Origin of the sequence: Candidatus Nitrosarchaeum limnium BG20 (assembly GCF_000241145.1) — an archaeon.
Lineage (GTDB): Archaea > Thermoproteota > Nitrososphaeria > Nitrososphaerales > Nitrosopumilaceae > Nitrosarchaeum > Nitrosarchaeum limnae.
Genome location: NZ_AHJG01000015.1, coordinates 1 through 11,405, shown reverse-complemented (window position 1 = coordinate 11,405; position 11,405 = coordinate 1). Strand labels below are relative to the sequence as shown.

At 33.2% G+C, this 11,405-nt stretch carries 12 protein-coding genes and 1 pseudogene; 4 read left to right on the top strand and 9 right to left on the bottom strand.

The genetic code is table 11. The features are described from left to right. The first annotated feature begins 68 nt into the window (after window positions 1–68). Both BG20_RS00875 and BG20_RS00870 read left to right on the top strand, forming a co-directional pair. Entirely contained in the window at window positions 69–626 is a 558-nt protein-coding gene (locus BG20_RS00875; RefSeq protein ID WP_010189678.1) for a CBS domain-containing protein, read from the top strand. Window positions 627–727: 101 nt separating this feature from the next. Next, complete coding sequence (locus BG20_RS00870) at window positions 728–1,585, top strand: hypothetical protein (RefSeq protein WP_010189677.1); 858 nt, start codon at window positions 728–730, stop codon at window positions 1,583–1,585. Between the two features lie 42 nt (window positions 1,586–1,627). On the opposite strand, the gene mce is transcribed toward BG20_RS00870, so the two are convergent. Next, window positions 1,628–2,023: a methylmalonyl-CoA epimerase gene (gene mce / locus BG20_RS00865; RefSeq protein WP_007401788.1), complete on the bottom strand. Its 396-nt coding sequence runs from the start codon at window positions 2,021–2,023 to the stop codon at window positions 1,628–1,630. Between the two features lie 105 nt (window positions 2,024–2,128). Between mce and BG20_RS00860 the strand changes: the two genes are divergently transcribed. Further along, the gene (locus tag BG20_RS00860) at window positions 2,129–2,677 is read left to right on the top strand and encodes a hemerythrin domain-containing protein (RefSeq protein ID WP_010189676.1); all 549 of its coding nucleotides are present in this window, start codon (window positions 2,129–2,131) and stop codon (window positions 2,675–2,677) included. Window positions 2,678–2,683: 6 nt separating this feature from the next. Here BG20_RS00860 and BG20_RS00855 read toward each other — a convergent pair whose 3' ends face one another. From BG20_RS00855 to BG20_RS00840, 4 genes and pseudogenes are all read right to left on the bottom strand, one after another. Further along, window positions 2,684–4,285 (bottom strand): acyl-CoA mutase large subunit family protein, encoded by a 1,602-nt coding sequence (locus BG20_RS00855; protein WP_010189674.1) that lies wholly within the window; start codon window positions 4,283–4,285, stop codon window positions 2,684–2,686. Between the two features lie 5 nt (window positions 4,286–4,290). Next, window positions 4,291–5,288: pseudogene (gene meaB / locus BG20_RS00850) on the bottom strand (methylmalonyl Co-A mutase-associated GTPase MeaB). After that, entirely contained in the window at window positions 5,248–5,652 is a 405-nt protein-coding gene (locus tag BG20_RS00845; RefSeq protein ID WP_010189672.1) for a hypothetical protein, read from the bottom strand. Before BG20_RS00845 ends, meaB begins: the two are co-directional and overlap by 41 nt. A 5-nt stretch (window positions 5,653–5,657) precedes the next feature. After that, a complete protein-coding gene (locus tag BG20_RS00840) occupies window positions 5,658–8,156 on the bottom strand; it encodes a M1 family metallopeptidase (RefSeq protein ID WP_048096947.1) in 2,499 nt (832 codons plus the stop codon). Window positions 8,157–8,255: 99 nt separating this feature from the next. On the opposite strand from BG20_RS00840, the gene BG20_RS00835 reads away from it, so the two are divergent. Continuing rightward, window positions 8,256–8,678, top strand: coding sequence for a cobalamin B12-binding domain-containing protein (locus tag BG20_RS00835; RefSeq protein WP_007401794.1), 423 nt, complete (start codon window positions 8,256–8,258; stop codon window positions 8,676–8,678). A gap of 6 nt (window positions 8,679–8,684) precedes the next feature. Here the strand turns inward: BG20_RS00835 and ilvC are convergent, their stop codons facing one another. From ilvC to BG20_RS00815, 4 genes are all read right to left on the bottom strand, one after another. Continuing rightward, window positions 8,685–9,683, bottom strand: coding sequence for a ketol-acid reductoisomerase (ilvC, locus tag BG20_RS00830; RefSeq protein ID WP_010189666.1), 999 nt, complete (start codon window positions 9,681–9,683; stop codon window positions 8,685–8,687). Window positions 9,684–9,841: 158 nt separating this feature from the next. Further along, window positions 9,842–10,372, bottom strand: a complete 531-nt coding sequence (locus BG20_RS00825) for a nicotinamide-nucleotide adenylyltransferase (RefSeq protein WP_048096946.1) — start codon at window positions 10,370–10,372, stop codon at window positions 9,842–9,844. A 34-nt stretch (window positions 10,373–10,406) separates the two neighbouring features. After that, on the bottom strand, window positions 10,407–10,853 hold the full coding sequence (locus BG20_RS00820) for a CBS domain-containing protein (protein ID WP_010189663.1): 447 nt from the start codon (window positions 10,851–10,853) through the stop codon (window positions 10,407–10,409). Between the two features lie 81 nt (window positions 10,854–10,934). After that, window positions 10,935–11,405: EF-Tu/IF-2/RF-3 family GTPase (locus tag BG20_RS00815; RefSeq protein ID WP_010189662.1), on the bottom strand; the 471-nt coding region annotated here is incomplete at its 5' end.

The window sequence follows — 11,405 nt, the reverse complement described above, 5'->3', positions numbered from 1 at the left end:
AGTAAATCTAAAAAAAGATAACCATTCAAAGCATATTTTAAAACTAGTTAGATAAACAACAATACGAATTGCTACCAAGAATTGATTCCATCAAACAAATGAGATTGAAAATAGGCATTACACAAAAAAAACTTGCCTCAATGACAGGAGTAAGCACATCTATGATTAATCAAATAGAATCAGGAAGGAGTCAGCCAAGCTATGAAACAGCTAAAAGAATTTTTGATAGTCTTGCAAATCTTGAAGGTAAATCATCATCCCATAAAGCAGGGGATTTTTGTAGTAAAGACGTAGTAAAATTGAAACCAAATAACACATTACATGATGCAATAAAGAAAATGCATGAATCGTCAATAAGTCAAATTCCAATTTTTAATGGAACAGAACTTGTTGGAATGATATCAGAAGATGGAATAGTAAAACACCTGGCAGATGTTGGAGAATCTGAATTAAAAAATGCAAAATTGGCAGATACAATGGAACCAGTTCCACCAATTGTAGATTACGATACGCCTGCAAATGTCCTTGTTCCTTTAATCAGATACTCAAAATGTATTCTTGTATCAAAAAAATCAAAAATAATCGGGATCATTACTGCCTCAGATACGTTAAAGATGATGGAATGAAAAATGCAGTTACTAAAGAAATAGTATTAAAGGGATTAGTAGCAATCATTAGTTCAAATTCTCAGTAGAGTAAATATTCAAAAATAATGGTTTGAAAATCAATGACTAAAAAATTACTGTACATAGTACTTTTGACTGCAATGATATCAATATCAATTTCATCAAGTCAATCCTATGGAGAAACAAACACATCATTTACAAAAATCGATAGTAATGACATCAATAACAACCCAATTACAAAAAACATTCTAAAAAATATAGAAATTGCTAGAAAAGAATATGCAACCATGATACAAAAGGAGAAAGAAAAAGATGAACATCAAAAATTCATCGATTCACAACGAAAAGCAGCTCAAGCAAGTCTAGAAGAAGAATTATCAAGAATGAATACAACATATGAAGAATTTACACCAAGAAATGCATTTGCAAAATATGTTTCAGGGGTGAATTCAACATATCAGGGGATTTACTGGGATCAATTCGAATATTTGAATTCCAAAGTAACGCTTGCAAAGGAGGCTAAAAACACAGTCTTAGATAATGGTGGCACATACTTTGAGGCAATGAAAGAATATACAACATATGCAACAATGCCAAAAATTGAAATGCTTAATGTCATAAAAGACTTGAATATCAAACACAGTTTTACAGACAAAAACACACAATCATATTTTGATGCAAATGGAAAACTACCTAGATTTGAAGACGATCTTAATTCACCATGTTATGGTTGTGAAGCAAGCATTTCAAAAATAAAAGCAAACAATAAGCAAATCACCCCTATTTCAATAGAAAAAACAAAACCAATTACACAATCAGAACAAATCACTAGTTTGAAAAACAAGCTATCTGCACTACAAAAGGATTTTGTAAATTCTAAAGACATCATCAAACAAAAAATTACAGCATATGAAATGAATAGTGTTGTAAAACAAATTCAAGAATTCAAAGATTCTTGAAAAATTTATTTTTATTTTAATTAAGATAATACAGAATTTAATTTATTTTGGGTGAGAGCATAATTCTGCAAGTACACCGTGTAGAGATTTTGGGTGGATGAATGTAACTTTAGTCCCTGCAGAGCCAGGTCTAATTTTACCAAGAAATTGAACTCCACAACCCTCCATTCGTGTGACTTCTCCTTCGATATTGTTAGTTTCAAGGGCCATATGATGGAGTCCAGGTCCTTTTTTATCAAGAAATTTTTTGATTGGACTAGCATCATTAGTTGGTTGCATTAACTCAATTCTTCCATTTTCAAGATGAATAATTGCAACTTTGACACCTTCTGATTCAACTGTCTCAAATTCTACATGATCAATACCTAATGCCTGTTGGTAAACTTTAGCAGATTCCTCTACATCATTTACGGCAATTGCAATATGATCAATCTTCATCACTTTTTAACACATATTACGAGTATTTTAAAATAATTATATTAAAAATAAGATATTGATAAGAAACAAAATAACTAAAATGAGACAATAGATACAGATTACAGTATGAGCGCTACAAATCAACTACGTGAGGATCATGTTCAAGTACGCAGACTAGAAAAAATTGTCTCAAAATGCTCCCAGGAAATATACAAAGGGGCAGATATTCCATTTTCAGATTTAGAGAAAATCACTGTAATAATATCCGAATTTGTAGATACAATTCACCATTCAAGAGAAGAAGATTCGTATTTCCCATGTGTTGCAAGTTACGATAACCTAAAAGAAGAAATTCGTAAATTTATGATAGAACATGAGTTTGGACGAAATATCGCTAGAAAAATATCAGAGTATCTTAAAAAATGGAGAGAAGGAGAAGATTCAAGGGAGCCAGTAGCAAGGTATCTTAGAACATATGCAATATTCTTAGATGATCATCTAAACAAAGAAAACAAATTCTTTGATGATGCAGAAGCTAATGTATTATCTAAAGAAGAAGAGATTGAGATGTATGAGCAATACAGATCAGTAATTGCAATCATGAAAAAAGTAGAACAGATGATTGCAGAAATTGATTGGCTAGAGTTAAGACCTTGGTATAAAAATAATTTATAAAAATAATTAGAACACTTCTTTTGGACGATATTCTCCAAATACTTCTCTGAAAGTATTACTAATCTCACCTGTGGTAGCATATGCTTTAGCTGCTGAAATAATGTACGGCATTAAATTTTCATCAGTATCAGCAGCACTCTTCATTGCAGATAATGCTTTTTCGAGTTTTGTATTATCTCTTGTTGCCCTTAGTTCTTTGAGTGCTTTTCTTTGTTGGATTTCAATTCGATCATCAATTCTCAGGAGTTCCGGAGATTTTCCTTCAACCTCAGAATACTTGTTTACACCTACTATCACTCGTTCACCAGCATCTGTTTCTTTCTTCAAACGGTATGCGTTCTGTCTAATTTCAGATTGGAAGAATCCCTTTTCAATAGCCTTAATGGAGCCACCCATTTTTTCAATTTGTTTAAGATATTTCCAAACATTTTCTTCTATTTGTGCACATAATTCCTCAAGATAGTAAGAGCCTGCCATAGGATCAGCGGTTTTTGTCACTCCACTTTCATGAGCTACAATTTGTTGTGTTCTAAGCGCAATTTTAGCTGATTCCTGAGTGGGTAAAGCCAATGCCTCATCTCTAGAATTTGTATGAAGTGATTGTGTACCGCCCAGTACAGCTGCCATGGTTTGAATGGCAACACGTACAATGTTGTTATCAGGTTGTTGTGCAGTAAGAGATTCACCGCTTGTTTGAGTGTGGAATTTTAATTGTAGAGAACGTGGATCTTTTGCATGGAATTTTTCCTTGAGAATTTTAGCATAAACTTTTCTTGCAACTCTAAACTTTGCAACTTCTTCAAAGAATTCAATAGTACAACAAAAGAAAAACGAAAGTCTTGGTGCAAAATCATCAATTTTCAATCCCCTATCAAGGCATGTTTGAATATATGCAATTGCATTTGCAATAGTAAACGCAACTTCTTGTGTTGCAGTACATCCTGCTTCTCTCATATGATATCCAGAAATTGAAACAGGATACCATTGTGGAACTTTTTCAGCACAATATCCAATCATATCGCCAATTAATCTCATAGAAGGTTGTGGTGGATAGATGTAGGTATTTCTTGCAATGTATTCTTTTAGAATATCATTTTGTGTAGTTCCTCTTAATTCAGTACTTTTGAATCCTTGTGATTCACCTACGATAATGTAATATGCTAACAATGTTGATGCAGTGGAATTGATAGTCATTGATGAGCTTACTTTACCAAGAGGAATTCCATCAAATGCAATCATCATATCTTTAAGTGATGCAATAGATACACCAACTTTTCCTACTTCACCTTCTGCAGGAGCAGAGTCAGGGTCATGACCTATCTGGGTCGGAAGATCAAAGGCCATACTAAGACCGGTTTGCCCTTTTTCAAGCATGAACTTGAATCGTTCATTTGTTAATTTTGCATCGCCAAAACCAGAATACTGTCTCATAGTCCAAAATCTTTCACGGAACATTGAAGGATGAATTCCTCGGGTGTACGGATATACTCCAGAGTCTTCTTTGACATATTTTTTGGATGATTTATGATAAATTCTCTTTACAGGAAAATTAGAATCAGTCACATACTGCTTTTCTGGTTCTTTTTTTGATTTTTGTTTTTTTACCATGTTTCTCACTTTATCAAAGATTTTGTTATTTTATCAGCTGCTTCAAATGGATCCATTTTTTTTGATTGAATTTGTTTAAGGTATTTAGAAAATGTTTTGTCAGATTCTAGCATCAATTCAATCTTTTCACTCATATTATTTAAAATAAGATCTTTTAATTCATTCTCTAATCTCAGCATATCTTTTCTTTTTTATTCTTATTTTTGATAGACATCATATCCTTTAGAGTTTTGGCAAATTCAGATATTCCAGTATTTTTCTTAACCGAAGTCTTCAAAAAGATAATGTTTTTCTCGGTTGAACCAACATACTCTCTAACGGCATCAAATAATTGATTGGCCCCATCAAGATCACTTTTATTTACAAGATAGATATCTCCGATTTCTGTTAAACCTGCTTTTATGGTTTGTATACTATCACCAGTATTTGGATTAAAAACAACAACTGTAATATCAGCAATATTAGATATCTCTACTTCTGTTTGACCGGCACCAACACTTTCAATAATTATCGGGTTAAATCCAGCATATTCTAAAATTCTAATACTATTTCTCAATGATCTTGAAACAGCTCCAGTTGCACCCCTTGATGCAATGCTTCGAATATAGGTTCCAGAATCTGTTGATTCAGTCATTCTAACTCTGTCACCCAATATTGCACCACCTGTAACATGACTAGTAGGATCAATAGCTAAAACAGCAGGTTTTGTACGCAGTTTTTTTAATGCAACAGAAGTTTTGTTGATTAGCGAACTTTTACCTGCACCTGCAGGTCCAGTAATTCCAATGATTGATGCATTTCCTGTTTCTTTGTATATTTTTTTTAGCAGTTTTCTTGCTTCAATAGGGTCATTTTCAACAATAGAAATGGCCTTTGCGATTGCACCTCTTTTACCTTTTTTTAAATCAGAAATATCCAATACATGTTGATTTTTAGAAGCTGCAATAAAATCTTGTTGTAATCTAAGGAGTGCCGTAGATGATTGGAGGGGTAGGTTTACCATATGGATGAATTTCAGTTTTTAGAGAAACTTTTCCAAGTTTTTGATGATCTATAAGAAATGTGACAGGATGAACTTGCCATCCATATGTTGGAATGTCAGGGAATGGAACAGTTTCAGTGAATTTAGAACCAGAGATAGTTTTTTGAAAAGACTCATCCATCCCCAATATTTCTAAAACCACATGATTTGTTTTTTCAGATTTGTCAAGATAAGATATCTCAACGTATCCTGCATCATAATAGGTGGCATCAATTTCAAATGTTGATTTTATAATGTCATGATTTGGACTAGTACCAAAAAGAAAAAGTACGCCCAACACAGTGATTAGGATTATAGAAATTGTAGTGACTATTTTTTTTGCCATTAGAATTATGACGTAAACTCTTTTCTCATGTTTTTCAAAAATTTTGAGTTAATTCTAATTCTCTCAAGTGTTTGTTCTTGAGTTCTTTCAGTACCTGGTGTGGGATTCTTTTTGAAAAATTGTCTAATCTCTTTTTCCATAGAGTCATCTGCAATAGATGAGATACTTGCAACTATTCTATTAAACAACGGGTTTCCACGTCCAACTTTTTTGCTTAGTTTTGGCCAATTTTTTTTAAGCCATGGCCACAGTATTTTTTTTCCATAGGGGTTTGCAGCAACTTTCATGATTGGTAATTGCATATTTTGAGAACGAACTTCAGAGGTCTGTGAGAAATTCAATGATTTTAGCAGTAATTTTTCATCTTTGAAGCTACATAATGCTCCAAGGAAACGTAGTTTTTCTTCCATGGTTTTTGCATTTCTGTAAAGACGAGTAAGTTCATCATGGGTTTTAGAAGTTCCAATCCAAGCCATAACTGAACATATAGGCTCAACCAAGTCAGGAGATATTGTTTTTTGATTTTTCATAAATTGCCTGTATCTAGTTTTACATTCTAGTATTACTTCATCATCATCTAACTTACCAAGAGTGGAAATGACAAAACCCCTCATCATAGCATCAGTATGCTTGTCAGTTTTTTTAGGAGTCCATCCTAAATCATAAAGAATTTTTTTTAGATAATTTACAGTATAACTTTTAATTTCTTGGGCAAAGTCTTCACCAAACGCTCTAAAATAAAGAGAAGCCAGGTTATGGGCAACATTCACAGTTGCAAGATAGCTATCCTCATCATAATATGCATCAGAAAAATCAAGATAATTTCTAACTGTATCATCACCTGAAATACATAATGAAAAAAGATCATTTTGAATTGCCCATCTGTCAATTGATGCGATTTTCTTTTGGTCTACTAACATTTTAAGATCTAAAAGAGTACTTGCATCATATTTTACTCGATAGAATCCTTTTCTTCCATAGTTTGCTACAAATCCAATGTTGTTTTTAGGCAATTTTACAGACATTGATTTTTTTGTGAAAAGTTTCTGAAACAATTCATCATTTAGTCCAACAGAAAGAGGAATGGACCATAAACCTTTGTTGTGTTTTTTGTCAGACTCTAAGAGGTATCGTCTCTGCTTGAGATGTAGTGTCAAGTCTTTCTTTTCTATTTCAACTACGGGAAAACCAGGTTGTTTTAACCAAGTAGACACCATTGTACGTACAGGCATTTTTGAAATCTTACCAATTGCATCCCAAAGATCTTTGCCTTCAGCATTATCGTATTTGAAATCTGCAAGATATTGTTTTAATCCTTTTTGGAAATTTGATTCACCAACATAATTTTCTAGCATTCGTAATACACATCCACCTTTATCATATGAAATCGCATCAAAGATTTCTCGAATTTCGGATGTAGAATTTACTTTGACATCAATTGGATGTGTATTTTTTAACGAATCAAGGCCCATAGCAGTATTCATCGCATCTTCGATGAATTGATTCCACAAATCCCATTCAGGATAAAATTTATCTACAAATTTAGTAGCCATGAAGGTTGCAAAACTCTCATTTAGCCACAAGTCATTCCACCATTTCATCGTAACAAGATTTCCAAACCACTGATGAGCAATCTCATGAGAGATAACCTCAGCAATGTATTGTTTTGTTCTAGTAGAGGACGTCTTTGGATCATAAAGTAAAATGGTTTCTCTAAATGTAATGGCACCCCAATTCTCCATGGCACCTGCAGCAAAGTCTGGAATTGCAATTAAATCTAATTTAGGTAAAGGATATTTTATTCCAAAATATTTTTCATATGAGGATAGTAATTTTTTTCCAAGTTCAAGCGAATATTTGCCTTTTGATTTATTTCCCTTTGTCGTAATTACACGAATTTGGATTTTTCCAGATTTTCCTGTCAGATATTCAAATTCGCCAACACCCAGATAAATAAGATAAGTAGACATGATTGGAGTCTTTGCAAATTTGTAGAGGGTTTTATTTTTCATTCTCTTTTTTGAAATAATTGGCATGTTAGAAATTGCAGTAAATTTATTTTCTGCAATGATTGAAATTTCAAAAGTTGCTTTTGATTCAGGTTCATCCCAGCATGGAAATGCTCTTCTAGCATCCGCTGCTTCAAATTGAGTAGTTGCAAGATATTTGGTTTTGCCATTTTGTTTGTATTGGCTTCTATAGAATCCTAGTAATCTATCATTTAACTCTCCAGTAAATTCAATTTCAATAAATGCACGTCCTTTGATTTTATTTTTGATAATGATTGAAAGTTCTTCTTTTTTTTCATCTGTTTTAGTAACTGCTTTTTGAACGACATTATTATGAATAACACTACATGATTTTATTTTGATCTCAGCACAGTGCATAGTTATAGTGTTAACTGATTCTTTGCAATCTACAGTGATTATTTCCTTGCCATTAAAGGTAAAATTTTTGAAAATAGGCTCAAATTCAAGCATATAGTTTACAGGAATTACCTTCACATTGAGAGTGCTTGTGTAGCGCTTTATCTAAATTTCTAATAACAGAAAAAGACGAAAATCAAATAAAGCCTTTAAAATAATGACTAATTAGCACAAATTATGAAACAAAAGACATCTTCAAGACGTGTAAAAATTTTGGTGGCAAAATTAGGTTTAGATGGTCACGATAGAGGTGCCCTTGTATTATGCAGAGCGTTCAGAGATGCAGGAATGGAAGTTATTTACTCTGGACTGTTTGCAACCCCTGATAGAATTGCACAAATTGCAGAAGATGAAGATGTCGATGCAATTGCAATGAGTTTACTTAATGGTGCTCACGGAACATTGTTCCCCAGAGTAGTCCAAGCATTAAACAAAAAAGGAATCAAAGATGTTTTAGTAGTTGGCGGTGGAGTCATACCAGAAGAAGATAAAAAAGATCTCAAAAAATCAGGGGTAGACGAAGTGTTTGGTCCTGGAACACCACTAAATGATATAATTGATCATATTACAACGGGTGTTTCAAAATTAAGAAAGATTTAACAAAAATTATTCTGTAGAATCAGGCCACATCATCTTTCGCATTTGTTTACCGACTTTTTCAATTTGATGTGCTTCTGTTTCTTTCATGTATTTATCAAAAGAATCTTTACCATTTTTCTGATATTCACTAATCCATTCTTTGTTAAAAGTGCCATCTTGAATCATAGTTAGAACTTTTTTCATGTTGGCTTTAGCATCGTCAGTAATTACCATTGGACCACGAGTTAATCCACCATAACGTGCGGTTTCACTAACACGTCTCCACATACCATTTATTCCATATCGTTGAATCATATCTACAATTAATTTTAATTCATGTAGAACCTCAAAGTATGCAATCTCTGGCTGATATCCAGCTTCAACAAGTGTTTCGAATGCAGCCTTTACCATAGATGCAGAGCCACCACAAAGATCAGCTTGTTCTCCAAACCAATCAGTTTCAACTTCTTCTTGAAAAGTTGTTTGAATTAATCCAGCACGTGCACTTCCAATTGCTTTTGCAATTCCCAATGTACGATCCCAAGCTTTTCCTGTAAAGTCTTGATGAACTGCAACAATTGAAGGAGTTCCAAAATTATCAAGATAAGTTTCTCTTACTTTGGAACCAGGTCCTTTTGGCGCAACCATAATAATATCAACATTTTTTGGAGCATCAATCCATTTCCAATGAATTGCAGCTGCATGAGAAAATGATAATGCTTTTCCTTCAGAGAGATTAGGTCCAATTTCATCTTTGTAAACTTGTGATTGGATCATATCAGGAAGTAAAACGTGAATAATATCGGCTTTTTTGCATGCGTCAGATACGGACATTACAATATGGCCGTCAGATTCTGCTTTCTTCCAGCTGTTTCCGCCTTTTTTCAAACCTACAATTACTTTAAGACCAGAATCTTTCATGTTGTTAGCTTGAGCATCACCTTGAATTCCATATCCAATTACAGCAATAGTTTGTGCTTTTATTGGATCTAAACTGATGTCGTTGTCCTTCCATGTTTTTGCCATAATAATACACAAAATATTGCAAATATTAACTATAGAATTTCAGATTTGGATTATTTTCTTGCATCCACGACATTTTACAGTGACTATATCGCCCGGTAATCTTTCAAATCTCTTTGAACCACAATTTGGACAAATAGGACAAGCGCGTACTGGTTCCATTAATGCTCAGTGGGTTTTGTATCGGATTTAGATATTATGTCTAGTCTTTTTTTAGCATTAATTTTTTCTAAAAATTTGACAACTGCATGTGGAACCAAAGTTTTCCAATCATCACCAACAACAATCAATGATCTGATGTGAGTTGCATTGTATTGTGTACGGTCTAAAAATTTTGGCGATATTACATCAATTGAAGAGTCTGCAAGAAGCATTTTGACATAGTCATTTCCGCTATACACTTTATCAAAATGAGGCAATGCGGCTTTTAGATATGAACCCCATGTTGCAATATTGAATTGGTTTTCAATTGCCACGATAAAACATCGAGATAAATCAAATTTAGATTCTTTTAAGGAATTATGAATCATCTCTATTCTTTCTCCAGATGTGAACGGATCCTTTTCTAGATAGTTGAACTGGGAACTAGTTATAGCAATTATGACTTCATCGCATTCTTCAAGAATTTGTTTTGCTAAATTCAAATGCCCATTATGGAAAGGTTGAAACCTACCCATCATTAATCCACGCACATTATAGAATAAGTTTAGATTTTATTAAATCAGTCTATTGTGTCATTTTAGATAATTGTCTAATCAGATCACTTGATGTTACAATTCCAACGACTTTATCATTTTCAATTACTGCAAGCTTGCGGATTTTTTTTGACGCCATTTGTTTTGCAGCATCTAAAACAGATTCATTTGAACCAATTGTCTGCAATGGAAATGATGCTATTTTTTCAATAGGGATATCATAGGAGTGCTTGTTTGCAACAATTTTAATTGCAAAGTCTCTATCAGTAATAATTCCCATATCATCAGAGCCATTTTTCACCAAAACTGACCCGATTCCTTGTTCCATCATTTTAGATATTTGATGTGCAGTTGTAGAGGATGAAGCAGTTATCAATTTTTTGGACATGATATCTTTGACTAGAATTGTAGATAGTGTTTTTTCGAGATTATCTCCAGTTGTTTTATCTGTTTTTCCAGATTTATTAAAAAATCCCATTATAGTTATGTAATTTACGAAAACTTAAGGCTTTCTTAGTTATGAAGATATGAGGATATTGCATAGAGAACAAAATTAAAATTATTTGATGATGCCACTACCTAAAATTCGAATAGTTGTTGATTCAGGCTTTAGAATCACTGCAATATCACCAGAATTACATACTATTGGTTTTTCAAATGTGAGCTTTAATGGAGATATTGATGAAAATTTAGCTGCTTTTATTTGCAGACCTATACTAACTAAGCAACCTTGATTTTGAGCAATATCTGTTTTATAAAAGGGATTTTTTTTAAAATCTAGTTCAATTTCAGACTTTACATCTACAGTGTTTGCCTGAGCAATTACATCCCCTCGCCCAACTTCATCTGGCTTTGCACCCTTTACTGCTAAACCTACTCTTGCAGGACAAACAGATTCTTCGACAGGATCATCATGCATTTGGATTGATTTTATCATGACATCAATGCCTGCAGGATAGAGTTTGAGATTATCATATTGTTTAATTTTTCCACTAACTACCTTGCCAAGTATTACGGTTCCGACACCTTT